This window comes from Paenibacillus taihuensis, from assembly GCF_003386535.1.
GTDB classification, from domain to species: Bacteria; Bacillota; Bacilli; order Paenibacillales; family Paenibacillaceae; genus Paenibacillus_Z; species Paenibacillus_Z taihuensis.
Window position 1 is genome coordinate 98,975 of sequence record NZ_QTTN01000016.1, and the last position, 23,926, is coordinate 122,900.

The window sequence follows — 23,926 nt, forward strand, 5'->3', positions numbered from 1 at the left end:
TAGAAGGCTGGCAATCCGTACGTTATCGTACGTAGGTGAATAACCATTTGACTGTACAGCCGCCTAAGGTCATCATAATGGTAATCATATGCTCGTTCAGAAAGCGGGGACCGCCCATGACCACGAACATCCTTCTCATCGAAGACAATGAGCAGCTGCAGAAATATATAAGCGAATACTTGAGCGCCTATGGCTTCGAGGCGCACATCCTGCAGAATTACGACGCCGTGCTGGACACCATCGCCGCGCTCGCGCCGAAGCTGATACTGCTCGATATCAATCTGCCGAAGTTCGATGGCTTCTACTTCCTGAAGCTCATCCGCTCGCGCTATCAGGTCCCGATCATCGTCATCTCCGCGCGCAGCGAGGAGAGCGAGCAGATTCGCGGCATCGAGATCGGTGCGGACGATTATGTGACGAAGCCTTTTGCCATTGGAGTCCTCGTCGCCAAGATCAACGCCGTCCTTCGGCGCACCGAGCAATCCCACCAGAACCAGAGCCAGCAGCCGCAGCCGTCCAGCACCGAGCTAACTTACGGACCGCTCTCCCTCTGCGCCGACACGATGCGGGCGAAGTACAAAGGGGCTGCTGCAGAGCTGACCCGCAACGAGTTCCGCGTACTGAAGCTGCTTATGAAGAGCGCCGGTCAGATCGTGACGCGCGAGCAGCTGCTGGAGGAGCTGTGGGACGATACCAGCTTCGTCGACGACAATACGCTGACCGTCAATGTGACACGGGTGAAGAAGAAGCTGGCGGAGCTCGGGCTTGGCAGCGTGATCAGCACGAAGAGGGGAGTAGGCTATGTTCTGGATCAGACTTCTGGGCCGGACGCTGAATAGCGAACGGAAAGCCGTCATTTTCTACCTCATCAACACGGCTGCCCTCATGCTCATCTACAATATGCTGCTCGACACGTTCAACACCGCCTACCCGCTCTGTGTGGCTTTGACGATTCTCGTCCTATTCGTCGTGAGCCGCGCCTTCGCGCTATACCGTTTCGAAGAAGCCCTTCATGATGCGAAGTTCGGCGTCGAAGCAGGCAGCGAATCAGCCGTCGACAACGCCAAGGAGCAGCGGGTGCTGAGTACGATTGATGAGATCCATGATACATACCGGGACAAGCTGACCGAGATGAGCGACAAGCTGGATGGCCGCAATGCGCTGTTCTCGCGCTTCATCCATAACATGAAGACGTCGGTCGCCGTCATTGAGCTTGCCGCCGCGAAACAGTCCCCCGAAGCGGGTGTCCTCTCCGACATCGCGGCAGAGAACGAGAAGCTGAAAGCAAGCCTGGAGCAGTCGCTCAACCTGCTGCGGCTGGACGAGTTCTCGAACGATTATGTGCCGGAGTCGCTTGATCTCTACGCACTCGTGAACGCCGTCATCAATGAGAAACGGCGCGAATTCATCTATGCCGGAATTTATCCGAAGCTTAGAGGCGGCGGGCAAGTCTACGTCTACACAGACCGCAAGTGGTGCACGTATATGCTGGATCAGATCATTACGAATGCGATCAAGTATAGCGAGCCTGGAAAGAACGTATACTTCGAGGTAACAGCTGGGGCGGACGGCGGCAGCGAAGCGGCCAGTGTCCGCATTCGCGACGAAGGCGAAGGAATCGCGCCGGAGGATCTGCCGCGGGTGTTCGAGCTGTTCTTTACCGGGCGGAACGGGCGGTCTACTCCGAACGCGACGGGCATCGGGCTCGCGATGGTCAAGCATATTGCGAAACGGCTTGGTCACGAGGTCAGCCTGACCTCGGCCGTTGGCGAAGGCACATGCGTCACCATTTCTTTTCTTACAAAATTGCAAGATTATCGTAAGTCGAATCCATTTCTGTGATTCGGCTTTTTTTCTATGATAAGGATAGAAACGGAGGTCATCGAACATGAACGACATGATCCAGGTGGAGAACCTGACGAAAGTATACCGCTCCTTCAAAGGGGCGAAGGAGGTGAAGGCGCTGGACCAGATCAGCTTCAGCGCCGCGCCGGGCGAGTTTATCGGCATTATGGGACCGAGCGGCAGCGGCAAAACGACGCTGCTCAATGTGCTCTCCGGCGTCGATCATCCATCATCAGGCGAGGTGGCGATTGCCGGGCACGCGATGGATAAGCTGAAGCGTGACGAGCTGGCGCTGTTCCGCAGACGGAAGATCGGCTACGTGTTTCAGGACTTTAACCTGCTCGACAGCCTTACGCTCAAGGAAAATGTCGCGCTGCCGCTTATCCTTGACCGAGTCGCGCCGCGTGAGATCGAGCAGCGCGTCGATGAACTGATGGCGTTCTTCGGTATCGCGGATCTGGCGAACAAGTATCCGTACCACGTATCCGGCGGCCAGAAGCAGCGCGCGGCTGCGGCACGAGCAATAGTGACGAATCCGGCTGTCTGCTTCGCCGACGAGCCGACGGGCAACCTCGACTCCAAGTCCGCCGCCGACATTATGGAGATGCTGACACAGATGAACGAGGAGCGGGCAAGCACCATACTGATGGTCACGCATGACCCGTTCGCGGCGTCGTATTGCAAACGAATTATTTTTATCAAGGACGGCCAGATCAATCTGCAAATTCAGAGCGCAGGCGACCGCAAAGCGTTCTTCGACCAGATCCTTGAAATCTTGAGCGTGATGCGAGGCGAAGCCTAATGAACCTGACGTTTCGACATATCGTGAATCAGAACCTGAAGTACAACTTCAAGCGGTTCCTCTCTTACTTGTTCGTGAACGGCTTCGTCGTCGCGGTGCTGTTCATCTACGGCAGTCTGCTGTTCAACGAGAAGCTGGCCCAAGATGTCTCCATGCAGATGGTGATGGACTATATCAGTATTTGTACGTATGCCATCATTCTGTTCAGCGTCATCTTCGTCGCCTACACGGGCATCTATTTCGTCAAATCAAGGGGCAAGGAGTTCAGCGTTTACCTCACCCTTGGCATGACTCGCCGCGATCTCATTCGGATGATCTATCTGGAAAGTCTCGCTATCGTGGCGGGTTCTGCGGTGAGCGGCATAATTGGCGGGCTGCTGCTGTCCAAGCTGTTTTATTTGATTTTGGGCCGGATCCTCGGCTTGTCGACGGACATTTATTTTATTAGCGGGACAACGTATCTGCTCAGTCTCGGCGTGTTCGTGGTTGTCTTCCTGTGCAATATGCTGTTTACAAGCGTATTTATTCGCAGGCTCTCGATCATTCAGATCGGGAAGGCGGCCAGCACGAAAGGCTTGTCGAAGTCGCGTCCGATCCTCGGTTCGATCGCGATCATCGCAACAGCTGCGGCGATGTATACGTACTACGGGGCCTCTACTGGAGAGGATTCCTTATTCGGGTACATTATAGATGAGCAGTACAGGTCGCTCATTATTATCGGCTCGATGCTGACGATCTTCGTGGCGTTGTATTTTGTCATCCCGACTTGTGTAGATGTCGTGCGGGCTGTGATGAGGATGTTCCCTTCGCTGTACAACCGCCATCTGCTCATGATGACGAATTTGAAGCACCGCTTCTTCGCGTACAAAGTGTCGCTGTACATGGTTACGCTGCTGATCAGCTTCGCGATCATTACGATGGGGTTCGGCTTGTCGTTCTACAGCTACACGCAGAAGACGATTAATCAGCACCTTCCGTACGACTTCATGATCGAATCCGGCGCCGGCATTAACAGTGTCAGTGCGGACGAGGTGAAGCAAATTGTGGAGAAGAACGGCGGAGAGGCGGACGACTTCAGCTCGCTTGCGTATCTCTATGACGAGAATTACCGCGATTATGGAAAGAGGCTCGTTCATGACTATGCGGACAGCATGGTTATTAGCGAATCGAATTTCAACCGGCATACAGGTTTGTCCGTTGACGTGAAGCCGGATGAGCTGCTTCTGGTGAGCAGCCAGTCGGATATGGATTCCGCCGTCGACTTCGACACCTTGATAACGGTCGAGCCGTGGCGGAAAGGTGATGAGCGCGCCGTCGCTTTCGAGAGAGGGTCGGTAAGCAAAGAGAAGTTCCTTCAATCGCTGGAGCAAACGACAAGTCTGTCGTTCAGCCGGGACAAAACCCGCACGATGGTCGTTCATTTCATCAATTCGTATGGCGACGTCGAGTTTGAAGGCGTGCTGGCGAACGTCGTGGACGATAGCGTCTATGCGGAGCTGAAGACCAAAGCGCAGGCGCCGGAGTATACGTCGTATCTCTTCAATCTGAAGCGGGGCAGCGGCGAGAAGGTCTACGCGGGCATATTGGATGCGCTTCGTGCGAGCAACCATGCGGATAGCAGCTTATGGTCAAGCGCGGATACGATGTTCGGCAATAAGGATCAAGCGGAGGCGCTGCGTCCGATCTATAAGAAAGAGCGGTTCGAGATTGCTTTCAAAATCAACGGTCTCTTGTTCTTCTCCCTCGGCTTCCTCGGCATTCTGTTCCTGTTGTCCTCCAGCGTCGTGCTGTACTACAAGCTGGTGACGGACATTGATGAAGAGAAGGAGCAAGTCGCGCTGTTGCAGAAAATCGGACTGACGGCAGCAGAGTGCAAGTCGTATCTCCAGACGCATCTGGCGGTCGTCTTCTTCGCGCCGCTCCTGCTTGGCGGGGTGTTCGGCATCTTCATCCTATCGTCCGCATGGTCGGGGGCCGGTGCGAATATGTCCGGATTTCTGATGGGGCGCGTCTTTCTCATGTATAGCGTGTTTGCGCTGCTCGACGTGCTCTTCTATATGGCGCTGCGGAAGAAGTTTTTCCGCGGTGCGCGGATTTAATGGGTTGGCCGCAGAGTCCTTGTATATTCAAGTGTTAATACCGAGCGTATCTTCCTCTTCTTTCTTGAAGTTTTATAACCATAAAGTTATAATTATAACGATTGTGTTATAATCCTTCGAAAATGGACATAAACATAGTAGAGAAGGGGAAGGTCGTATAGGTGTACGAAATCTTATTAGACGAAGAGGTCAATCAGTATATGACGGACCTTAGAAAAGCAGCCTCAACGAATGATGACGCGCGAAGAATGTTCGAGAAGATTATTTACATAATTGGCCGTATAGAAGCAGATGGAACCAGAGCTGGGGCAAATTTCATTAAGAACCTCAAAGGGGAAGAGAATGCGAACCTCTACGAGCTGCGCCCTTACGATGAAAGAATCTTCTGCTGTATGTGGGACGGCAATCATTTTGTATTACTTACGCATTATACTAAGGACGGCAATCAGACAGACAAGCTTCAGCTAGCAAGAGCTCGAAGAGCGCGCGACAGGTGGATGCAGGAGCATCCGGTTGTGAAAAAGGAATCCAAGAAAAGGAGACGATGAATCGCTATGAAAAAATGGGACGATTTCATCAATGAAATGGAACCTGAGCGCCGGAAGGAAGCACAAATCATCCAAGCGAAAGCCCGGATGGTATCCGAACTCATTCATATTCGGGAAACTCTGGGATGGACCCAACAACAGCTCGCGGACGCCGCCGGGATGAAACAACCAGCCATCGCACGTTTTGAAGGAGGGACGACAGCCCCTTCGATAGAAACTATTATTCGAATCGCATTGGCGTTAAACGTACAAATTCGTTTTGTTGGGTCAACTGCCGGATTGGAAGAAGCAGCGTCTTTTGAAGAAGAAGTGTTTGTTTAACTACTCGTTGTGAAGCAACCACAAATACCGGAACTTCTTATTTAAGGGGTCCGGTATTTTTGTTATAGTTAATAGATATTTGTATATCAAGAGCTAGTCGGGAGTGGCATCTATGAACAAACACAAACAGCTGAGATCCAGTCTGTTACTGCTAATTACCGCATTTATCTGGGGATTTGCTTTCGTTGCCCAGCGTCAAGGGATGGAGCATATCGGCCCGTATACCTTCAATGCGGTTCGATTCGCGCTCGGGGCGTTGTCGCTCGTGCCGCTCATGCTGTTCTTGAATAGGAAGAGCGGGCAGACGCCGAAGTCGACGGACAAGAAGCTGTCGTACGGGACGGCTGCGAGGTCCGGCCTCATTACGGGGATGGTCCTCTTCTGCGGCGCAACGCTGCAGCAGATCGGACTCATCTATACGACGGCGGGCAAAGCCGCGTTCGTTACCGGCTTATACATCGTCATCGTGCCGTTCCTGGGGCTTTTCCTGAAGCAGCGGCTGAACATGAACAGCGGGATCGGTGCATTGCTGGCTTTGATCGGCTTGTATCTGCTCTGCATGACGAACGATCTATCGCTCAGCAAGGGCGATATCTACGAGCTGGTCGGTGCTTTCTTCTGGTCGGCGCACATCTTACTCATTGACCATTTTTCGAGTAAGACGGACGTTATTAAGCTATCCTTCTTCCAGGTCGTTACTTGCTCCGTACTGAGCTTCATCGTTGCTTTTGCTAGGGAGACGATTACGCTCGATGGTCTGTCGCAAGCGCTCATTCCGATACTGTTCGGCGGCATCGTATCTGTAGGTATCGCGTACACCTTGCAGGTAGTCGGGCAAAAGAACGCGCAGCCTACGCAGGCGGCCATTATTATGAGCATGGAGACGGTGTTCGCGGTCATCGGCGGCTATCTTATTCTGGATGAGCTGCTCGGCATGCGCGGCATCATCGGCTGCGTGCTTATGCTGACAGGCATGATTATTCCGCAGCTTCCGCAGTTTAATTTGTTCCGCAGCGATCGCAGACTGACTCCTTCGGAGCCAAGCACAGATTCGCGCTAGGGAGGACTTCGGGCGCTCCATGTCGTATTCATACGGCAGCAGTGAAAATCTACCTGCAACAAGGAGCGTGTCCGAATGTCAGCACAAGCTCGTATCGCACCATGGCTGCTCGTCCGTCATGCGGAAGAAGCGGCAGCATTCTATAAAGCGGCGTTCCATGCAGTCGAATTACACCGGCTCGAAGGAGACGGAAGCAAGCTGGAGCTGGCGCAGCTCGCTGTTCAAGGCGCAGAGTTCTGGATCCAAGAGGATGCGGAGTTTGATCCGGCTGCAGCTGGCCGTGGCTTGGCCCGGATGATTCTGACGGTTGAAGATCCGGATTCGCTGTTCGACCAAGCGGTGGCGGCTGGCGCTGTCGTTATCGTGCCGATGGAAGAGGCGCATGGCTGGCGCGTTGGACGTATCGCTGATCCGCTGGGCCACCACTGGGAAATTGGCAAGCAGCTATGAATAGGCAGAGCATGGCGGTTCACGGACTCGCTGTGCTCTTTTTTCGTATTGGCCTTGCAGAAGTGCGCACCGATTGCAAGGAAGCCGACCAACCTCTTTGCTACACTTATATCGAAAGGAGGCTGCATACGTGGATTGGCTAACCCGCATGAATAACGCGATGAGCTATATTGAGGAGGGCCTTACAGGCGAGATTGATTTTGCAGAGGCGGCTGGGCGGGCATTCTGCTCGGTTCACCATTTTCAGCGCATGTTCTCGTTCATCTCCGGCATTCCTCTGTCTGAATATGTGCGGCGCAGACGGCTGACGCTTGCTGCCTTCGAGCTGAAGAACAGCCCGATCAAAGTGATCGATCTCGCGCTCAAGTATGGCTATGAATCGCCGGAAGCATTCACTCGTGCGTTTCACCTGCTGCATGGCGTCACGCCTACTGCAGCTCGGGAGTTAGGGAGCGCGCTCAAGGCTTATCCCCGTATGTCCTTTCATATTATGATTAAGGGAGATGTGGAGATGAATTATCGAATCGAACAGCGCGGTGCTTTTGTTGTATATGGGGTGGAACAAGTCATTGACTCTACTAACGAAAATAACTTCAACCAAATTCCGGCGTTCTGGCAGTCGGCGATGGAGGATGGAACGTTCGAGCAGGTGCGGCAGGCAGCTCCGGTCAATAGCGGGATGACCGGCTTGGCGGAGGTAAACGCGATTATGTGCTACCGTCCGACAGGCGCGGATTCCTTCCCTTATATGATCGGCGCGCTGGACTTCGAAGAGAAGGCGGAACGTCCGGAAGGGCTGATCGCGGTTGATGTAAAGCCATATACGTGGGCGATATTCAAGTCCGAGGAAGGGACACAGGAGGAGACGGGAGAGAAGATTCAAGCCGTCTGGAAGCGGATCTTCCCGGAATGGTTCCCAAGCTCAGGCTACGAGCACGCAGAGGGACCGGATCTCGAGCTGTATTACAATACGACAGACGGCCGGGGCTATTCCGAGGTGTGGATTCCGGTTGTGAAGAAGGCATAGAATGAACAAAGAGCACAGCGTGATGAACGCTAGTGCTCTTTGTTTGTTGAGGAGCTATTGCTTGTAGCAAGCAGATCGGGAGTGGAATAGATGGAAAAATCCAGTTATTTAATACAGCTGCTTAGCGGAGGTAACCGTTGTCGTTGTTGTTGTTATTGGTCGTGCCTTGCGTACGCAGTTCCTCGTAGAAATGCGCGATGGTCGTATAGTAATACGGTCCAAGCCAGAGGAAGCCGATGCCAAGCGTCAGGATACAGAGCAGCGCCCAGCCGATGAAGGACAGGTATAGCACGAACAGCCGCCATTTATGTCCGATCATCATTTGTTTGCTTTGGCTAATGGCCTCAAGCGGCGACATATTCGGATTGTCTCTGAGCAGGTACTGTGCCTGCGAATACCGAAGAGCGGCGATGATGCCCGGAATAATGAACAAGAGCGTCCAGAGCACGGTGAAGATCATCGACAGAATGTAGAGGATGAACGTCTCCTTGTACCGCCGGAAGCCGCGGAACAGACCATTGGCATCCGGAACTTGCCCGCGGGCAAAGTCCAAGTAATGATTATAAATCCCGTATCCGAGCGGCGCTTCGAGCAGGATGCCGATCCACCAGCCGATGTATTGGATGTTTTGCGTGACCGTGTTGATCAGGCTGCTGATCACGATGAAGAGCAGGAAGTGAAGGACAGCGGGCTTCCAGTTCCCGGCTAAGCTTCGCCTTGCTTGCGCGCGAATTTGCGGACGAGTGAGCATGAATAAGTTCCTCCTGGCACAAAAGGTTTTGGTTCATTGTATGGCTGTGGTTGTCCTGATATGAGCTTGTCGAGAGGTTTATTGGTAAAATAAGATACGTTAACGAGGGAGCATGCGTTTCAAGAAGGGGCGAATACAGTCGTGAGTCAGGCACAGGTCGAATATGATCTGGCTCAGTTTTTGGGCTAGCGATAACGGGGTGCCGAGAGCAAACCCGAGGCGTTTGGAGCTGCATACGATCCATGCCAAAGCGGAGCAGCTGCCATCTATTGAAACGCTATATGGAACCCCATAAAATCCGATCGCAGATTGTCGGGTCCACCATCTGAATCGCTGCTATTCTCTAGTTAAGGAGGTCATGACGAAATGGATTCGCTCAAAAGCATGAACAGCGCGCTGGCGTACATCGAGGCGCATTTGTCGGCGGCGGAGGAGCTTGACGTGAAGGAAGCGGCGCGGCTGGCGCTCTGCTCGGAGTATCATTTTCAGCGGATGTTCTCGTTCCTTGCGGGCGTGCCCTTGTCCGAGTACATTCGCCGCAGACGGCTGACGCTTGCCGCATTCGAGCTGGAAGGAAGCAGCGCGAAGGTGATCGACATCGCGATCAAGTACGGCTACAGCTCGCCAGACTCTTTCGCGCGCGCGTTCCAGACGATGCATGGCATCTCGCCTTCGGAGGCGAGAGCGGGCGGTCATGCGCTCAAGGCTTATTCGCCGGTGACCTTCCAATTAACGATTCGAGGAGGCAGCGAAATGCAGTATCGCATTGTAGAGAAAGAAGCATTCCGCATCGTAGGCATGATGCGGAGAGTGCCGATTGTGTTTAATGGAGTCAATCCGGAGATCGCGGCGATGTGGCAGAGCCTGGACGCCGCTACGATTCAGACGATGAAGGACCTGTCCAATACGGATCCTAGCGGTATTATTAGCGCGTCCACTAACTTCTCCGAAGGACGGATGCAGGAGCAGGGAGGGCTCGACCACTATATCGGCGCGGCGACGACACATCCGTGTCCGGACCAGCTGACCGCGCTTGAGGTGGAAGCGACGACATGGGCGGTGTTCGAGGCAGTGGGGCATTTTCCAAGTGCGCTTCAAGATGTGTGGGGCCGCATCTATTCCGAGTGGTTCCCATCCTCGAACTACGAGCAGGTGCAAGGACCGGAGATATTATGGAATGCGGATAAGGATACGACCTCGCCGACGTTTCGCAGCGAGATCTGGATTCCGGTTAAGCGGCGGCAGGAGGATTAATACTCGTACCCTCGTATACGACTCCATTCGATTAGGCAATCTATTTATGCTAAAGTAATGAGATTGCTTGAGATGGAGGGGAAATAACAATGTCGAATAACGATACGCAGCCAGAGCTGCCGCCTAAAACCTGCTCGATCGAGCGATTGGTTACGATGAAGCCGGACGTAGAGAAGGTCATTGCAGGTACGAAAACTTCGCAGCGCCGCAATGGGCGCTATGCCGATGTCGGCGAAGTCATGGAGCTGGAAGGTCACCGCTTCGTCGTGGAGAAGGTATATGCGCAGACGCTTGGCGAACTAACAGATGAGCATGCGCGCAGCGAAGGGTTTGAGAACGTGGAGGAGTACAAACAAGCGATTCTATCCTATCACAAAGGAATGCCATGGTTGCCGCATATGCAGGTGTGGGCGCATGAATTTCGCCCTGCGCAGGAGTAGTCGCTAGGTGAGCATGTGGTACTCGCTGCTGCTGTACATTCATATTCTAAGCGTCATCATGTCGATAGGCCCTTTCTTTGTGTTCATACCGGTTATCAAGAAGCTTCGCAGCGCGGAGGTGCTGGAGCAGCACGCCTATCTGAACACGTTTCGTTCCGCCATTCGTCTTGCGAAGCACGCAGGGCATCTGCTTGTCATAACCGGGATATTGCTCGTCATCGTCGGCTCGTGGACATGGTCAACGTCGTGGATAATCATGACGATTGCGATTCTGGTCGGCTCGCTGCTTTTTCTGGCAAGAGCATTCTCGCCGAAAATCCGCAAGTTTGAAGAACCGGGACAGGATAAGGAACGGATCATCCGGCTGCTGAACCGCGCTGTCTATATCTATCTGGCGCTTCTGCTTATCATGCTTGCATTTATGGTGATGAAGCCGACTTTGTGGTAGCAGAAGAGATGATGTAAATGCATGAAGGCCGGGCTTCTCATACGAGAAACTCGGCCTTCTGTTCGACGTGCAAGTAGCTGCGCGACATGCCGTTGCGCCCGTTTCGTTTGGCGCGGTATAGTGCTTTGTCGCAGCTGGTGTATAGGTGCTCAAGCCGCGTCCGCGGGCTCGGCACGACGGTGATGACACCTACACTAATCGTATAGGTGAGCGGAATCGCGACAAGGGGCGCTGATTGGCGGACCGTCTGCATGATGGCCGAAACCAGCTCGTCGGACTCCGCCTCGTTATGACCCGGCAGCATAATCCCGAACTCGTCGCCGCCATAACGGACGAACAGATCATCTTTGCCGAGATACGGCTTGATTTGTTCGACTAAGTTCTGCAGCACAAGGTCGCCCGCGTGATGCCCGTGCGTATCGTTAATTTGTTTGAACTGGTCGATGTCGAACAGGAGATAAGAGACCGGCGTTCTCTGCTTCGCCGCCTGATCGAGAGCTGCTTCCGCGTAAACGGTGAATGTTCTGCGGTTGAACGTGTCGGTCAGGTCGTCGTAACTGGCCAAGCGCACGAGCTCACGGCTCGCTTTCTCCTTGAGCAGTAAGACAAAGCAGGTGCTGCTGAGAAGAAGAGCCATGTAGATCGTCAAGATAGAGATGAGCTGGTACGTGCTTGGATGATACAGGCTTGTCCAGCTTGTCGCATGCCTGGCGGAAACTCCTCTGTATGCAGAAATCACCAGCATCAGCATATAAAAGCTGCCGCTGAGGCGCATCAAAGTGCTGGCTCCTTTGTCGAGCGTGACCCGGCAGACAGGGAGCAGGAGAACGGCCATCGCGATCGAAGAGACGGCAATCCGCACATGCTCCTCATTATCAAACAGGTATACATATTGGAAGCTAGCGATACATAGCGCGGTAATGAGAAGGTAGAGCTTCACGAGGGGCGGGTTAGGCGCATATTGGATGCGCAGCAATGCGATAACTTCCAGCGCCAAGCCCAAAAGCATGAACGTATTCGCGACCGAAATCGACAGCAAGTCCGAAATATCACCGCGAAAAACCGCTAAGAACCATCCCGCGGTCTGCATGAATTTCGACGTTAGGAACAGAGTTTTGACATGATTCATCTTCTGCTTATCCCGCCAATATGCTGCAATAACCAGCAAGGATAACAAATAGCCAATACCAAGAGCAGTCGTAATCGTTTTCATATCGAACAAGAGAGCCATGAAGTCACCAGCTTGCGTAATTTTTTCAATTTCCACCCAGCACTACTCTATTATAGCATTAGCATGTAAGCTGTGTATAAAAGCTTGTAGCAGAGGAGTATGAGAATGCAGCTGTTTCGCTTGAAGGTTCAGGCAGAAGGCAAGCACGGATTGCCGGAATTTGTTGAAAATCATTACATTCGCTTCGGCAGGCAAGGCCTTGGCGATCTGAGCGCAATCCCTTACCACGAGCTGGCTGCGAAGCTGGCAGCGGTATATCCGGAGGTACAATTAGAGCAGCAATTAGCTATGCATATTCTATTCACGCAAGTCATGCAGGATGGCGATCATATCCTCGTTACGGATGGCGAGCGTACGTATTTGGGGGATATTGGCGATTATTATTATGTCGTGGAATGCGATAACGCAGAAGAGGACAGCGCCCATCGGCGGGGCGTCACTTGGCTGCAGCAGGTGGCGGAGGAGCAGCTTCATCCGGAGCTTGCCGCTTTCCTCCAGCAGGACGGGGAGCTCGGCCAGTTCCATCGTCCGCTGATCCGCGAGCAGCTCGATCGCTTGCTTGCGAAGCTGGCGACGGCTGCTGCTGTTGTGAACGGGATCGACGACGAGACGATCTCGGAGGCGATTGCGATCCTGAAAGAGGCGATGCGGAGCGGGGACGTCGAGCGGCGGGAACGTGCGGCGATTGCGATTTTGCAAGCGGCAGCTCACATGAATCGATCGGTGGCGCTAGAATAAGAGCGTGCGCACTTTGCGGGGGGCTTTGCCTCGAAGCGATCTGCGGACAATGAACGGTCCGATCATGCTGCCAATCATGCCAGCCATGACGGAATGCATCGGCAGTCTGATCATATAGTAGAGCGCAGTGCCTCCGATAATATCGATCAGGACGAACTTCTTGATCTCGGACAGCGGAATAACGACGACGATGAAATTTTGGCTGTTGGTGGTCATGGGCTCATCGGCCTCCTGTAACGAACATGTCTTACTTTGAAAGTGTATGGCAGGCGTTCTTGTCCGATTCCCACCATATTCACACCATTTTCGCACCTTACCGCAAGCGCGCAAAAAACCTGTACACCCGGCTGAACCGCAGCAGGCATACAGGTTTTTTCGCTTTTAGGTGATTACAGGTACATGTTATACGCAAGTAAATGCGTCGATCCGGGACAGATCGAAGCCGGAGAACATCCAGAAGAAGCCGTTCCAGCGGAAGCCCGATACCGAAGTCCGGCCAACGAACACCGGATAGAACCAGAAGCCTGCGCCGTTGCGCGGCCAAATGTACGTATAACGGAACATGCAGCGGGAGATCGCTCCCGGATCAACTGCGAACGTCGACGTGAGCGGTTTGATCGGAACTTGTGAAGGCGGTGGCCCAGCTGGCGCTTGTTGTGAGCCTTGCGGTCCAAACGGCGGTGTAAATGCCATATCGTTTCACTCCTTATTAATCTGACAAGGTGGTCATTGATGGCTGCTTACAGCAGCGAAATAGCAAGAAGGTTGAACAGGACGAGCGGCAGCACGTTGTTGTAATAAACCGGCGGTCCGCCTGGGAAGAACGCGCGGTCGCAGCCCTCGTTCGACAGACAGATGAACAGAACGCCGCGGTGGCACGATACGATATGTCCCTCGAACACGTCGCCGTCGCAGGTTTCCACTTTCACCAGCCGGTGTACATGGTCTGCGCACAGCTGATGAAGATGGTCTTTGACAGCCATCATCGTACGATGAACCTTCGCGTCGCACTGCCAAATAGGCTTGTGGCCATGGTGGTGGTGGTGGTGCTCGGTTTTATGCTCGTGCTGCGATTTTGGCGCATTGTTCGATTTATGCTCATGGTGCGGCTTATTTTCTTGATTTGCCGAAGCTTGCGAGTTCATAGCTCAGATACCTCCGTTTATAATCATGGAGCATTCTATGCAGAAGCCTAGCAGGGCGTTACGGAGATTCCGGTCCGCAGACAGGCATAGTGTGGTAATATTTTACTGGGGTATATCCCGGTAGTTTCGGGCTATCGTTATCGAAGCACACATCATGCTAGAATGATAGAATAGCTTGGAAAATCACCTAAGGCGTTGGGAGTGGGGAATGAAAATGTCAGACGTGTTAGTGGAAGAATACAGAGGCGAAATCGTGGAAAATGTGCATCGCGGCCGGATTTGCGGTGTGAATGATAAAGGGGAAGTGTTGTATGCGGTAGGCGATGTCGAGCTTCCGACCTTCCTTCGCTCGTCGGCGAAGCCGCTGCAGGCGCTGCCTGCCGTTGCGCGCGGCGTACAGGAGCAGTATGGGCTGACCGATGCGGAGCTGGCGCTCATGGCGGCATCGCACCGCGGCGAGTCGTTTCATATCGAGGCGCTGGAGTCGTTATCGCGCAAGATCGGCCTCGTAGAGGACAACCTCGTCTGTTTGCCAACGTATCCGTTGAATCCGGCAGAGCGCGACAGCTTGTTCAAGGACGACAATCCGAAGCGGCGCATTTACCACAACTGCTCGGGTAAGCATTTTGGCATTATGGCACTTTGCAAAATGTTAGGTGCAGGCACGGACGAATATTGGGAGAAGGAGCACCCGGCACAGCAGGAGATTTTGCAGACGGTGGCTGCGCTCGCGGACTACCCTGCTGAAGATATTCAGCTCGGCGTGGACGGCTGCGGCGTACCGGTATTCGCGCTGCCGCTGAAAAATATCGCGACAGCGTACTTGAAGCTCGCCTGCCCGGATCTTATTGAAGATATTAACCTGCGTGCAGCGGCTCAGCGCTTGTCGGAAGCGATGAATGCGGCGCCGCAGATGATCGGCGGCACGAACCAGATCTGCTCCACGCTGCTGCGCGACTCGAACATTGTTGCGAAGGGCGGGGCGAAGGGCGTGTATTGCTTCGGCCTCAAGGAAGAGCGTCTCGGCTTCGCCCTCAAGGTGAGCGACGGCTCCGAGGAAGAGTGGCCGCTTATTGTAGCGAGCATTCTGCAGCAGATCGGCTACCGTAAGCAGGAGACGATCGACAGCATGCTCGAGCTCGCGACGCAGAAGGTTATTAACGATAACAATCGTATCGTGGGCGCTAATAAAGCGGTATTCCGTTTGCAGCAAGTATAGGTTCAGGTTCAGGTGAAGGTGTAAGCGATAATACGTGAGGGAGTGGTCATGAACGATGAAATTTGAAGTGATGACGACTGATCAGATCGCAGCACGAATTGCAGATTTGCTGGAGGAGCAGTTGAAGCAGAAGCCGGACTCCGTGCTCGGCATGACGACAGGCTCGTCGCCGATTAAGTACGGCATTTTTCAGGAGTGGATTCGCAGAGAGGAAGCGGGGGAGCTGGATTTTGCGGGGGCGACCTTCGTCAATCCAGACGAGCTGATCGGCATCGCGCCTGATCATCCGGAGAGCTATTACACGTTCATGCAGGAGCATCTATTCCAGCATCTGCGCACGAAGCGAGGCGCTGCTCATATTCCGGACGGTTCGGCGGCGGATTTGGAGCAGGAATGCAAGCGGTTCGACCAAGTGCTGCGCGACCTGCAATTCGTCGACTGGCAGCTGATGGGCCTTGGTTTGAACGGGCACATCGCCTTCATCGAGCCGGCGGATTCCATTCCCGTGACCACTTACGTTGCGGATATCTATGAGCAGAACCGCCCCTCCGGCTCCGTACACTTCAGCACGCCGGAAGAGGTGCCAAGCCGCACGATTACGATTGGACTCGAGGCGGTTATGAAGTCGCGCTCCATCGTGCTTGTCGCGGCAGGCGCGAACAAAGCGGATATTGTCGCGGAGGCGTTCCAAGGACCAGTGACGACGCGCGTTCCGGCGTCGCTGCTGCAGCTCCATCCGAATGTGACGGTTATATTGGATGAAGGCTCCGCGAAGCGGTTGGCTTTGTAAGTGAAGGAGGCGATAGAACGATGAGCGGTGTAAAGCTGTTAGGTTTGGATGGTTTGACGGAAGGGCAGCAGGCGGCGATACGGCTCGCCGCGCCGGATGCGGACATCGTGTTCGGGCAGCCTGGCGGCGACAGCGATGATGGGATTTACGCGGAAGCGGAGATCATATTCGGCTGGGATGCGAAAGTGCAGAGCTGGTCGTCCGGCATCGATAAGCTGCCGCTCGAGCAGCTCGCGGCGCGCGGCATCCTGCTCACGGATGCCAGCGGCGTTCATGCGCGGAGCGTGTCGGAGACCGCGCTCGCGATGATGCTTGGCCTTTCGCGCGGCATCGCAGCGGCCGTGCGCAATCAAGGGAGCCGCGTATGGGACAGTCCGCATACGCTGGCTGAGATGAACGGCGGCACCGTCGCGATCGTCGGTGCAGGCGAAATCGGCCGCGAGGTCGCGCGGCTGGCACGCGCATTCGATATGCGCGTCATCGCGGTACGGCGCTCCGGCGGTTCGATGCCGGAAGCCGACGCGGTGTACGAGACCGCGCGCATCGATGAAGCGCTGCGGGAGGCGGACTACGTCGTCAACATACTGCCGCTGACGACGGAGACCGCGCATCTGTTCCACGCCGAGCGGTTCGCCGCGATGAAGCGTGGCGCGTACTTTATCAACGTCGGCCGCGGCGGTACGGTGCGGACCGAGGATCTTGTAGTGGCGCTCCAGCAAGGTGTCATCGCGGGAGCTGGTCTCGATGTGTTCGAGCAGGAGCCGCTGCCGAGCGACCACCCGCTCTGGGCATTGCCGAACGTGATCCTGACGCCGCACAACTCCGGCGGTCATACCGTTCGGAATGCGGAGCGGCTCGTGAAGCTGTTCATCTCGAACCTGCAGCACTACTTGGCAGGCGAGCCGGGCAGGATGCGCAACCTGGTGGATTATTCGAAGCAGTACTGATAAAGGCTCACCTTATCTCATCCGTTTGGAACATGAGAGCCTGCGCGGATGTAGCTGGAATGATGGACTCTTCTTTGGTAGGGGAACGCATCTCCACCATCTAAAGGTTGCCACTCGCGGGTATCATGTTTCACGGTAACGGCTGGCTAGTGATGGTCGAGAACATATTGAGCGGACTCTTGTACCTGTACACGAGCCCGCTCTTTCTTTCATTCAAAGCAAGCAATAAAATGCTCCGCCCGCCGCGACAGCTTCTGATCCAACAGCCACACGATGCCGACGTCTGACTCGAAATGCGCGTCGCGCAGCTCAAGCACGGTCACTTGCTCCGATGGGAACGAAGCGATAACGGACTTCGGGAACACGGTGACGCCGATCCCCGCCGCGACAAGCGACATGATGATGGCGACGCTTGAGCACTCGCCGATGATTTTCGGCTCATGCCCTTTGCTCATGAAGGTTTGAACGACGCGCTCGTGCATGCGGATCGTCTTGTCCGTCTTCAAGGTGAGGAAGTCGAACTGCGCCAGCTCCTCGATGCTAATGGCTTGATCGCTGGAAGCGGGCGCCCACGCGGCGGGCATGAGCGCCACGTAAGGGTCGGACGGCAGCTGATGTACTGCAAGCCGTGTCGGCAGGATGTCCGATTCGAAGGGAAGCCGAGACACGACGAGCTCAATCGCACGGTTGGTCAGCATCTCCCCGAGCGAGAAATGGTCACCCTCTGCGATTTTGTACGTCACATCCGGGTACCTCGCTCTGAACTGCCCGATCGGCTTCGGCAGGATGGACACGCACGATACGACCGCGCCGATCGAGAGCGTTCCGCGTACGCCTGCTTCGAGTTCCTTCACTTCGTTCACGGTCTCGTCCAGCTGCAGCAGCAGCGCCTCCGCCTTAACCTTCAGCAGCTCGCCCGCCGCGGTGAGCGTCAGCTCCTTGTACCCCCGTTCAAACAGCTTCGCGCCAAGCTCCTCCTCCATCAGCATCAGCTGGCGGCTCAGGGGCGGCTGCTCCATATGAAGCAGCTTGGCCGCCCGCGTAATTTGCTTCTCCTGCGCGATGGTCAGGAAGTATTTGAGCTGCCGAATATCCATTTGTTTCTACCTCCATCTGCATACCTTCAAGGTATGGGTGAACGATCTTATAGATATTTTATATATACCCCTCGCGGTGGTAGTATGCAATAAAAATATAACCGTGAGGAGAAGTGAACGGCATGATACACATTGAACGGAGTACGAATTTGAAGGTGAAGCCGGCGCAGGAAAAGCTGGGGTTCGGGCAGTATTTTACCGACCATATGTTCATGCTTGATTACGATGTTACGAAGGGCTGGCACGATGCTCGCATCGTTCCTTATCAGCCGATTACGCTGGACCCGGCGGCCAAAGTATTTCATTACGGGCAGACGATCTTCGAAGGGTTAAAAGCATACCGCGGCGGCGATAGCCGTATCCGCCTGTTCCGTCCGGAAGCGAATATCGCGAGGATGAACCGGTCGAATGTGCGCATGAGCGTTCCACAATTGGACAGCGACCAGGTCCTTGCTGCACTAGAGAAATTAATCGAGGTGGACGCGAAATGGATTCCTTCGGAGCCGGGCACGTCGCTCTATATTCGGCCGTTCGTCTTTGCGACGCAGCCGGTGCTGGGCGTTGCGCCGTCCGAGCAGTACCAGTTCATCATCATCATGTCCCCGGTAGGCGCGTATTACCCTGAGGGCATCAATCCGGTTCGGATCTTCGTTGAATCGGAGCATGTTCGGGCTTCCGTCGGCGGAGTGGGCGAAGCCAAGACAGCAGGCAACTACGCGGCCACGTTCATGTCCCAACAAACGGCGAAGGAAGCGGGTTACACGCAAGTCATGTGGCTCGATTCGGCGCAGCATCGATTTATTGAGGAAGTCGGCAGCATGAATGTGTTCTTCCGCATCGATGGCAAAGTGTGCACGCCTGCCTTATCCGGCAGTATTCTTGCAGGGATTACGCGCAGCTCCATCATCCAGCTCCTTGCGAGCTGGGGCATTGCGGTGGAAGAGCGGACGATTTCGATCGAAGAGCTCTACGAGGCTGGGCGAGAGGGTCGCTTGGAGGAAGCATTCGGTACCGGAACGGCGGCAGTCGTGTCTCCGATTGGTGAGCTATGCTGGCAAGGGGAGCGATTGATTATTGGCGAAAGCCGCACAGGAGAGTTGGCGAAACGGTTGTATGATGCGCTGACGGGCATTCAGTATGGAACGGTGGAAGATACTTTCGGCTGGGTTAAAGCAGTGGATGTACAAGCAGCATTAGTATAGGGTTATGGAGCGATTAATAGAGCAATCCAGACAAACGCGGGCTGAAACAGCCCGCGTTTGACGTTTTTAGTGCCTGTGTTTCGCAGCGACCAAGCGAGAGGCAAGCGCTACGATGATGATGAGCGCCGCGCTTATGCCGAGCCCGACACGTTCATTGCCATGCAGCAGTGCGCCGGAGATGGCGATCAGAATAAGCGCGATGCCGACATAAGCTGCGGCTGGACTGGCGATTGTGCGGCGGCGGGTAGGCTTCTTGGACTGTTCGTCGCTGCGGCCTTGCAGCTTCAAGTAGGAAGCCAGAATGAGAATCCAGTTCAAGATCAGCATGACGCCCGCGGACGTTGTAACGTACTCGTACATCGTGTTCGGCAGCACGTAGGAGCAGCCGATGGATACGGCTAAGGCGGCCGCGGTTAGAAGCAGCGACTTCCACGCGACGCCTCTTCGATTGAGCGCGGCAAGCCCGCGAGGCGCATCGCCGTCTTCGGCGAGGGAGACGATGATGCGGCTGATCGAGAAGAGCGCGCCGACCATGGTCGAGAAGGCCGCGCTGATAATGACGAGATTGAAGATCGAATCCATATAGGGAATGGAGAAGGCCGACAGCGCCGTGACGAACGGGCTTGTCTCTTCGTTTAGTCCGCGCCAGCCTGCCATGCGCAGTACGAGGTACAGCGCTAGTACATAGACGAGCACGAGAGAGACGAGCAGCACGGTTCCGGTTTTTACGATATCCTCTTTGCGCTTCAGCTCCGAAGCGGTAACGCCGACAACCTCAATACCGCCGAAGGAGAAGAAGATGATCACCATCGCGGACCAGAGCCCTTTCACGCCGTGCGGGAACCAGGTATGCACGCCTGGCGAAGCTGCAGCGGAGGCAGCGGTGGGATGGATAGCGCCGAAGATGAAGAGCGCACCGAATAGAATGAAGCCGACCAGAATCGCCAGCTTGACGATTGCGAAGGCAGATTCCACTTGGCTGAAGTTGCGGACGCCAAGGAAGTTGATGCCGAAGCCGAGCGCTGCATAAGCGATGGCGAATACACCGAGCGGTACGTTCGGGAACCAATACTCCGTGAACGTTGATAGGGCGACGATCTCGCTGGACATGATGAGGACGCCGGACAGCCAGTATACCCAGCCGGACAGGAAGCCCGCGGAGCGTCCGAATGCAATTCTGGCGTAGGCGCGGAACGAGCCGGACTGCGGGTCATTCGCCGTCATCTGCGCAAGCGAAGCGAAGACGATGAACGTCGCGACCCCGGCGATGACGTAGCCGATGAGTACCGAAGGTCCGGCGATTCGGATCGACAGCCCTGTGCCGAGGAAGAAGCCGGCTCCAATGATGGAGCCGATGCCGATTAGTGCCAGCTGCCACCACGTTAATCCTTTTTCATGCATATGAAGCGCTCCCCTCTAGTAAGCCAGCACCATTCGGGGGCTGCCCGCTGGCCGTCCGGTGTTCTGTAGTCTCAAGTCTCTAGTTCCGCTGGCGATATTCCAACCGTTGTCAGTATGTCCGAACGTGATGAGCGCTATCAGGGCGCTATCAGGCTGCTGCCGCTTAAGCGAATAGTTCCTGTAAGCGGGGCGTACACTACTGGGAGCTTTTACCCTGTGTACCATCATTCGCTATTGGAGGGAGCTCTCTATGTCAGAAAGAACGATTTTCGCATACTTCCGCACGCCGGATGAGGCGAAGAAAGCGCTGGACCAGCTGCAGTCGCTGGAGCTGGTTGATTATACAGTCGAACGGATCGACGGCATCGCGGGCACTGGCATCCAAAGTCTTGATACGCTTGGCGCGACGATGACCGGGGACTTTCCCGGCCTTGGCTATTTGACGCTGGGCGGCGATTTCGACGGACCGGACGCCGGCATCCTGGCGGCTTCGAGCGTAAGCGCGAGCGGCTACAGCTCAGGCGGGCCGGAGAATCGGGTGAGCGGCTACGATGTTATGTTGGTAGCCATTGTGAACGAGGGAAGCTACGAGCAGGCGGAACAGATTGTCCGGGATGCCGGAGCTTTGTAAAGATTATGCAAAAAAGCCGGGAAAGATCCTACTTGGGTAGGGGTTCCCGGCTTTCTCTTTGTACGATATGAGGTGTAAACCGATCACTGGGGTCACACAATCTTAATAATAACATTAAGAACGACGGCATAAAGCTTTACAATTGCCGCTTACAATTAAGAGATGGCTTCTACCGATAGGAAAGGAAGTGAACCTCCAGTGGCGGTGCTGCGAAGATTGGCGCCAGCTGTGCTTAAGGCCGTATTCTTGGCGGTCATCGTCTTCTTCATCGTGCGGAATATTCCGCTCAAGCTATCGGATATTACATCGTTTCTACTGAAGGCGAACTTGGAGTTCTACGCATCGATGGCGCTGTTTGCGCTCTTCCTGATGCTGCAGGCAGGCATCTGGGTCCTTATCGTGAATGCCGTCGGCAGAGAAGGCCGGCACTCGGGCGAAGGCGGCGTCAAGCTGCGCTTGCTGCCCGGACTGCAAATCTTTATTAACTCGCAGTTTGCAAAGTACATCCCGGGGGGCTTCTGGAATTACGCAGGACGCATCGTGCTCGCATCGCGCGCCGGTGTACCGCTCAACGTGCAGTTCTCCGCTATTATTTATGAGAACATCCTCCTTGTCTCGGCCGCGCTAGTCTATGCGCTGATGCTTGCGATCACTTTAGGTACGCCGCCGCAGCTCGTCGTCATTGGCGTTCTGGCCCTTGGCGCCTTGATTTACTTCTATTATCCGCGTATTACCGCGTGGACGGGCAGCCTATTCCTGCGCGCTTCGAACTGGAAGCTGCTGCAGCGGGCAATCAGGAAGTTCTCGAAGCCGTTTGGCGATGGTAGCCTTAGCGGTGCGAAGGCCTTGTTGACACGCAATCAATTCTTCGGCTATTTGGCCTGCTTTCTCGGCAGCCATTTCGTTATGGGCATCGCCTTCTGGATGCTTACGAGCAGCTTCAGCGGCGAGCATATCGGCCTGTTCTATGCGGCAGGGACGTTTGCGACGTCCTGGCTGCTAGGCTTGTTCAGTCCGCTCCCGGGCGGGCTCGGCGTCCGCGAAGGGTTTCTTGTTTATTTTCTGTCGCTAAGGCTTGGGGCTGATACAGCACTGCATATTTCGGTAATTGCGCGTCTGTGGAACATTATGGCGGAAGTGGCTTTCTGGGCAGTCATTCAATCCCTTAGTTACCTGAAGAGAAAGGTGAAGGTCTATGAAACGTAGAAAAATCGTTCTCGTTACAGGTGTTTTCCCTCCTGGTATCGGCGGCATGCAAAATTATTACTTCAACCTCTCGAAGCATACGAAGCACAGCATGACTGTCATAGCGCCGGAATATGAAGGGTGTGCGGAATTCGACAAAGGACAGCCGTTCTCGGTTGTCCGGGGAGCTTTCATGCGTGACGAACAAGTGGACGTAACGAGCTGGGGCAGGTTGTTTCGCCAAGTGTGGCGGACGATGCGAAGCGAGGACCCGGATGTTACGATCTACGGTTATGTGCTGATCGGCTTCATCGGACTGCTGCTGCGCGTGACTACCGGAAGGCGGTACGTCGTTTCCACGCACGGCATGGATATGCTGATGTTCCGCCGGTTTATTGTGCTCAACCAAATCGTGAAGCTCATTCTCCGCAAAGCGGATGGCATACTGACAAACAGCGAATATACGAAGCGGCTGGTGCGGCAATACGGTGTTCATCCCGATCGGATCGGTATCGTCAACCCGGGCGTGGAGAAGATCTATGAGAAAAAAGCGGTAAACAAGGAGCTCGTGAAGCAGCACGGCTTGGAAGGCAAGTACGTCATTCTATCGGTAGGGCGACTCGTGACGCGCAAAGGAAATGATAAGACGATCGAGGCGATGCCTGCGATTCTGGAGCAAATCCCGAATGCGGTGTATGTCATCGTCGGCGACGGTCCGGATCGTGAGCGTCTGGAGGCGCTCGCCCGCTCGCTTGGCGTTGAGGATGCGGTTCGTTTCATCGGCAGCGTCACTGGCGGCGAGCTGCTCAATGACTACTTCAACTTGGCGGACCAGTTTATTATGGCATGCCGGGAGCTGGAGAAAGGCGATGCGGAAGGGTTCGGCATCGTTTATTTGGAAGCCGCGTCCGCAGGCGTGCCCGTCATTGCAGGCCGCTCCGGCGGCGCGGTGGAAGCCGTGCTCGACGGGGAGACCGGGATGGTCGTCGACCCGCATTCGCCTGCCGCCATTGCGGACATGATTATCCGTCTTGCCCGGGACTCCGCACTGCGTGAGCAGCTGGTGAGAAGCGGCTACAAGCGGGCGAAGACGATGTTCCAGCACGATGTGCTGGCAGGTCTGTTCGATCAGTACGTTGGGCGGGTATGCGCACGTCCGGCGACGAGATGGAGACGCGCCCGTGCCGGAGAGACGGCGGTTGGCAAGACGAGGTCTTAATGCGTTGACGCTAAAGCTAAAGCTAAAAACAAAGGCTATCATACGATAACAAGATAACGAATAAGCCGTGCAGCCT

Annotated in this window: 27 protein-coding genes; 20 read left to right on the forward strand and 7 right to left on the reverse strand. The window is 54.9% G+C overall.

Going from position 1 to position 23,926, the window contains the following annotated elements; translation table 11 throughout:
• The first annotated feature begins 116 nt into the window (after positions 1 to 116).
• From A8990_RS14965 to A8990_RS15005, 9 genes are all read left to right on the forward strand, one after another.
• Positions 117 to 839, forward strand: coding sequence for a response regulator transcription factor (locus A8990_RS14965; RefSeq protein ID WP_116189881.1), 723 nt, complete (start codon positions 117 to 119; stop codon positions 837 to 839).
• Positions 802 to 1,842 (forward strand): sensor histidine kinase, encoded by a 1,041-nt coding sequence (locus A8990_RS14970; RefSeq protein ID WP_116189839.1) that lies wholly within the window; start codon positions 802 to 804, stop codon positions 1,840 to 1,842. The genes A8990_RS14965 and A8990_RS14970 overlap by 38 nt, the downstream gene beginning before the upstream one ends.
• Positions 1,843 to 1,888: 46 nt before the next feature.
• Entirely contained in the window at positions 1,889 to 2,647 is a 759-nt protein-coding gene (locus tag A8990_RS14975; protein WP_116189840.1) for an ABC transporter ATP-binding protein, read from the forward strand.
• Positions 2,647 to 4,746, forward strand: coding sequence for an FtsX-like permease family protein (locus A8990_RS14980; protein ID WP_220376812.1), 2,100 nt, complete (start codon positions 2,647 to 2,649; stop codon positions 4,744 to 4,746). Before A8990_RS14975 ends, A8990_RS14980 begins: the two co-directional genes overlap by 1 nt.
• Before the next feature lie 200 nt (positions 4,747 to 4,946).
• Entirely contained in the window at positions 4,947 to 5,294 is a 348-nt protein-coding gene (locus tag A8990_RS14985) for a type II toxin-antitoxin system RelE/ParE family toxin (RefSeq protein WP_147306817.1), read from the forward strand.
• 6 nt (positions 5,295 to 5,300) lie between these two features.
• A complete protein-coding gene (locus tag A8990_RS14990) occupies positions 5,301 to 5,615 on the forward strand; it encodes a helix-turn-helix domain-containing protein (protein ID WP_116189842.1) in 315 nt (104 codons plus the stop codon).
• A 112-nt stretch (positions 5,616 to 5,727) separates the two neighbouring features.
• A complete protein-coding gene (locus A8990_RS14995) occupies positions 5,728 to 6,675 on the forward strand; it encodes a DMT family transporter (protein ID WP_116189843.1) in 948 nt (315 codons plus the stop codon).
• Between the two features lie 75 nt (positions 6,676 to 6,750).
• Positions 6,751 to 7,125 (forward strand): VOC family protein, encoded by a 375-nt coding sequence (locus A8990_RS15000; RefSeq protein ID WP_116189844.1) that lies wholly within the window; start codon positions 6,751 to 6,753, stop codon positions 7,123 to 7,125.
• 130 nt (positions 7,126 to 7,255) lie between these two features.
• On the forward strand, positions 7,256 to 8,152 hold the full coding sequence (locus tag A8990_RS15005) for an AraC family transcriptional regulator (protein ID WP_116189845.1): 897 nt from the start codon (positions 7,256 to 7,258) through the stop codon (positions 8,150 to 8,152).
• Between the two features lie 121 nt (positions 8,153 to 8,273).
• Here A8990_RS15005 and A8990_RS15010 read toward each other — a convergent pair whose 3' ends face one another.
• Positions 8,274 to 8,903 (reverse strand): DUF975 family protein, encoded by a 630-nt coding sequence (locus tag A8990_RS15010; protein WP_116189846.1) that lies wholly within the window; start codon positions 8,901 to 8,903, stop codon positions 8,274 to 8,276.
• A 366-nt stretch (positions 8,904 to 9,269) separates the two neighbouring features.
• On the opposite strand from A8990_RS15010, the gene A8990_RS15015 reads away from it, so the two are divergent.
• From A8990_RS15015 to A8990_RS15025, 3 genes are all read left to right on the forward strand, one after another.
• Positions 9,270 to 10,157, forward strand: coding sequence for an AraC family transcriptional regulator (locus A8990_RS15015; protein ID WP_116189847.1), 888 nt, complete (start codon positions 9,270 to 9,272; stop codon positions 10,155 to 10,157).
• An 89-nt stretch (positions 10,158 to 10,246) separates the two neighbouring features.
• Complete coding sequence (locus A8990_RS15020) at positions 10,247 to 10,597, forward strand: ASCH domain-containing protein (RefSeq protein WP_116189848.1); 351 nt, start codon at positions 10,247 to 10,249, stop codon at positions 10,595 to 10,597.
• 13 nt (positions 10,598 to 10,610) lie between these two features.
• On the forward strand, positions 10,611 to 11,045 hold the full coding sequence (locus A8990_RS15025; protein WP_181909595.1) for a hypothetical protein: 435 nt from the start codon (positions 10,611 to 10,613) through the stop codon (positions 11,043 to 11,045).
• 37 nt (positions 11,046 to 11,082) lie between these two features.
• Here the strand turns inward: A8990_RS15025 and A8990_RS15030 are convergent, their stop codons facing one another.
• Positions 11,083 to 12,312 carry a GGDEF domain-containing protein gene (locus A8990_RS15030; protein ID WP_116189850.1) on the reverse strand — a complete coding sequence of 410 codons (1,230 nt, stop codon included), beginning with the start codon at positions 12,310 to 12,312 and terminating at the stop codon, positions 11,083 to 11,085.
• Between the two features lie 69 nt (positions 12,313 to 12,381).
• Here A8990_RS15030 and A8990_RS15035 point away from each other — a divergent pair, with 69 nt between their 5' ends.
• Positions 12,382 to 13,014, forward strand: a complete 633-nt coding sequence (locus tag A8990_RS15035) for a hypothetical protein (RefSeq protein ID WP_116189851.1) — start codon at positions 12,382 to 12,384, stop codon at positions 13,012 to 13,014.
• On the opposite strand, the gene A8990_RS15040 is transcribed toward A8990_RS15035, so the two are convergent.
• From A8990_RS15040 to A8990_RS15050, 3 genes are all read right to left on the reverse strand, one after another.
• Complete coding sequence (locus A8990_RS15040) at positions 13,006 to 13,230, reverse strand: hypothetical protein (protein WP_116189852.1); 225 nt, start codon at positions 13,228 to 13,230, stop codon at positions 13,006 to 13,008. The genes A8990_RS15035 and A8990_RS15040 overlap by 9 nt on opposite strands.
• A 186-nt stretch (positions 13,231 to 13,416) precedes the next feature.
• Entirely contained in the window at positions 13,417 to 13,707 is a 291-nt protein-coding gene (locus tag A8990_RS15045) for a transporter (protein WP_116189853.1), read from the reverse strand.
• A gap of 47 nt (positions 13,708 to 13,754) precedes the next feature.
• A complete protein-coding gene (locus A8990_RS15050; protein WP_116189854.1) occupies positions 13,755 to 14,159 on the reverse strand; it encodes a hypothetical protein in 405 nt (134 codons plus the stop codon).
• Between the two features lie 214 nt (positions 14,160 to 14,373).
• Between A8990_RS15050 and A8990_RS15055 the strand changes: the two genes are divergently transcribed.
• Genes A8990_RS15055 through A8990_RS15065 form a run of 3 tightly spaced genes read left to right on the forward strand, consistent with a single transcriptional unit; the run spans position 14,374 to position 17,115 of the window.
• Positions 14,374 to 15,378, forward strand: a complete 1,005-nt coding sequence (locus A8990_RS15055; protein WP_116189855.1) for an asparaginase — start codon at positions 14,374 to 14,376, stop codon at positions 15,376 to 15,378.
• Positions 15,379 to 15,433: 55 nt separating this feature from the next.
• Entirely contained in the window at positions 15,434 to 16,168 is a 735-nt protein-coding gene (locus tag A8990_RS15060) for a glucosamine-6-phosphate deaminase (protein WP_116189856.1), read from the forward strand.
• A gap of 20 nt (positions 16,169 to 16,188) precedes the next feature.
• A complete protein-coding gene (locus A8990_RS15065) occupies positions 16,189 to 17,115 on the forward strand; it encodes a D-2-hydroxyacid dehydrogenase (RefSeq protein ID WP_116189857.1) in 927 nt (308 codons plus the stop codon).
• A gap of 209 nt (positions 17,116 to 17,324) precedes the next feature.
• On the opposite strand, the gene A8990_RS15070 is transcribed toward A8990_RS15065, so the two are convergent.
• On the reverse strand, positions 17,325 to 18,212 hold the full coding sequence (locus A8990_RS15070; protein WP_116189858.1) for a LysR family transcriptional regulator: 888 nt from the start codon (positions 18,210 to 18,212) through the stop codon (positions 17,325 to 17,327).
• A 122-nt stretch (positions 18,213 to 18,334) separates the two neighbouring features.
• Between A8990_RS15070 and A8990_RS15075 the strand changes: the two genes are divergently transcribed.
• Positions 18,335 to 19,414, forward strand: coding sequence for a branched-chain amino acid aminotransferase (locus A8990_RS15075; RefSeq protein ID WP_425463908.1), 1,080 nt, complete (start codon positions 18,335 to 18,337; stop codon positions 19,412 to 19,414).
• Positions 19,415 to 19,480: 66 nt separating this feature from the next.
• On the opposite strand, the gene A8990_RS15080 is transcribed toward A8990_RS15075, so the two are convergent.
• Complete coding sequence (locus A8990_RS15080; protein WP_116189860.1) at positions 19,481 to 20,815, reverse strand: amino acid permease; 1,335 nt, start codon at positions 20,813 to 20,815, stop codon at positions 19,481 to 19,483.
• Between the two features lie 250 nt (positions 20,816 to 21,065).
• On the opposite strand from A8990_RS15080, the gene A8990_RS15085 reads away from it, so the two are divergent.
• The 3 genes from A8990_RS15085 (at position 21,066) to A8990_RS15095 (ending at position 23,850) form a co-directional block, all read left to right on the forward strand.
• Positions 21,066 to 21,446 (forward strand): hypothetical protein, encoded by a 381-nt coding sequence (locus tag A8990_RS15085; RefSeq protein WP_116189861.1) that lies wholly within the window; start codon positions 21,066 to 21,068, stop codon positions 21,444 to 21,446.
• 198 nt (positions 21,447 to 21,644) lie between these two features.
• Positions 21,645 to 22,652 (forward strand): lysylphosphatidylglycerol synthase domain-containing protein, encoded by a 1,008-nt coding sequence (locus A8990_RS15090; protein ID WP_116189862.1) that lies wholly within the window; start codon positions 21,645 to 21,647, stop codon positions 22,650 to 22,652.
• Positions 22,642 to 23,850: a glycosyltransferase family 4 protein gene (locus A8990_RS15095; protein WP_116189863.1), complete on the forward strand. Its 1,209-nt coding sequence runs from the start codon at positions 22,642 to 22,644 to the stop codon at positions 23,848 to 23,850. Before A8990_RS15090 ends, A8990_RS15095 begins: the two co-directional genes overlap by 11 nt.
• Positions 23,851 to 23,926 lie beyond the last annotated feature (76 nt).

What these genes read in the sequence shown, in the direction of transcription:
- A8990_RS15010 (WP_116189846.1), bottom strand. Translation starts at nt 8,903, where the DNA reads ATGCTCACTCGTCCGCAAATTCGCGCGCAAGCAAGGCGAAGCTTAGCC.
- A8990_RS15025 (WP_181909595.1), top strand. Translation starts at nt 10,611, where the DNA reads ATGTGGTACTCGCTGCTGCTGTACATTCATATTCTAAGCGTCATCATG.
- A8990_RS15080 (WP_116189860.1), bottom strand. Translation starts at nt 20,815, where the DNA reads ATGCATGAAAAAGGATTAACGTGGTGGCAGCTGGCACTAATCGGCATC.
- A8990_RS15020 (WP_116189848.1), top strand. Translation starts at nt 10,247, where the DNA reads ATGTCGAATAACGATACGCAGCCAGAGCTGCCGCCTAAAACCTGCTCG.
- A8990_RS14970 (WP_116189839.1), top strand. Translation starts at nt 802, where the DNA reads ATGTTCTGGATCAGACTTCTGGGCCGGACGCTGAATAGCGAACGGAAA.
- A8990_RS14975 (WP_116189840.1), top strand. Translation starts at nt 1,889, where the DNA reads ATGAACGACATGATCCAGGTGGAGAACCTGACGAAAGTATACCGCTCC.
- A8990_RS15000 (WP_116189844.1), top strand. Translation starts at nt 6,751, where the DNA reads ATGTCAGCACAAGCTCGTATCGCACCATGGCTGCTCGTCCGTCATGCG.
- A8990_RS14985 (WP_147306817.1), top strand. Translation starts at nt 4,947, where the DNA reads ATGACGGACCTTAGAAAAGCAGCCTCAACGAATGATGACGCGCGAAGA.
- A8990_RS15015 (WP_116189847.1), top strand. Translation starts at nt 9,270, where the DNA reads ATGGATTCGCTCAAAAGCATGAACAGCGCGCTGGCGTACATCGAGGCG.
- A8990_RS14980 (WP_220376812.1), top strand. Translation starts at nt 2,647, where the DNA reads ATGAACCTGACGTTTCGACATATCGTGAATCAGAACCTGAAGTACAAC.
- A8990_RS15095 (WP_116189863.1), top strand. Translation starts at nt 22,642, where the DNA reads ATGAAACGTAGAAAAATCGTTCTCGTTACAGGTGTTTTCCCTCCTGGT.
- A8990_RS15045 (WP_116189853.1), bottom strand. Translation starts at nt 13,707, where the DNA reads ATGGCATTTACACCGCCGTTTGGACCGCAAGGCTCACAACAAGCGCCA.
- A8990_RS15070 (WP_116189858.1), bottom strand. Translation starts at nt 18,212, where the DNA reads ATGGATATTCGGCAGCTCAAATACTTCCTGACCATCGCGCAGGAGAAG.
- A8990_RS14965 (WP_116189881.1), top strand. Translation starts at nt 117, where the DNA reads ATGACCACGAACATCCTTCTCATCGAAGACAATGAGCAGCTGCAGAAA.
- A8990_RS15085 (WP_116189861.1), top strand. Translation starts at nt 21,066, where the DNA reads ATGTCAGAAAGAACGATTTTCGCATACTTCCGCACGCCGGATGAGGCG.
- A8990_RS14990 (WP_116189842.1), top strand. Translation starts at nt 5,301, where the DNA reads ATGAAAAAATGGGACGATTTCATCAATGAAATGGAACCTGAGCGCCGG.
- A8990_RS15055 (WP_116189855.1), top strand. Translation starts at nt 14,374, where the DNA reads ATGTCAGACGTGTTAGTGGAAGAATACAGAGGCGAAATCGTGGAAAAT.
- A8990_RS15075 (WP_425463908.1), top strand. Translation starts at nt 18,335, where the DNA reads ATGATACACATTGAACGGAGTACGAATTTGAAGGTGAAGCCGGCGCAG.
- A8990_RS15040 (WP_116189852.1), bottom strand. Translation starts at nt 13,230, where the DNA reads ATGACCACCAACAGCCAAAATTTCATCGTCGTCGTTATTCCGCTGTCC.
- A8990_RS15065 (WP_116189857.1), top strand. Translation starts at nt 16,189, where the DNA reads ATGAGCGGTGTAAAGCTGTTAGGTTTGGATGGTTTGACGGAAGGGCAG.
- A8990_RS15060 (WP_116189856.1), top strand. Translation starts at nt 15,434, where the DNA reads ATGAAATTTGAAGTGATGACGACTGATCAGATCGCAGCACGAATTGCA.
- A8990_RS15050 (WP_116189854.1), bottom strand. Translation starts at nt 14,159, where the DNA reads ATGAACTCGCAAGCTTCGGCAAATCAAGAAAATAAGCCGCACCATGAG.
- A8990_RS15035 (WP_116189851.1), top strand. Translation starts at nt 12,382, where the DNA reads ATGCAGCTGTTTCGCTTGAAGGTTCAGGCAGAAGGCAAGCACGGATTG.
- A8990_RS14995 (WP_116189843.1), top strand. Translation starts at nt 5,728, where the DNA reads ATGAACAAACACAAACAGCTGAGATCCAGTCTGTTACTGCTAATTACC.